At 57.5% G+C, this 299-nt stretch carries 1 protein-coding gene; it reads right to left on the bottom strand.

What is annotated here, in order from left to right; translation table 11 throughout:
- The coding region (locus A37A_RS22135; protein WP_231363811.1) for a hypothetical protein at positions 1-262 on the bottom strand (262 nt) is incomplete at its 3' end.
- Between the last annotated feature and the right edge of the window lie 37 nt (positions 263-299).

Genomic DNA, 299 nt, shown 5'->3' with positions numbered 1-299 from the left:
CATGAATCTTCCGTATCGTGCCGCCAGCAAACACCTTGGTACGATGGGTGAATGAGTAACGCCTTCGCCCCCATACTACGGGCTCGACCTTGCCCCATCTTTGGCCGACCTGTTCATCCTCGAGGTTGTCCTCATTGATTACAGCCCGATACTTCTCCTCAAACCTTCGGATTCCGGATCGCTCCGGACACCCTGTCCTCCACCGACTTACGCCGGTGGCCAGCGAGGCATTACCCCCGCTTTTGGATACGGCGCCCCTCATTCGAGCGCCGGAGGGACTTAAACCCTCCTGATTCATG

This window comes from Verrucomicrobium sp. 3C (assembly GCF_000379365.1).
Classification (GTDB): Bacteria; Verrucomicrobiota; Verrucomicrobiia; order Methylacidiphilales; family Methylacidiphilaceae; genus Methylacidimicrobium.
This window is presented reverse-complemented; position numbering and strand designations above follow the sequence as displayed.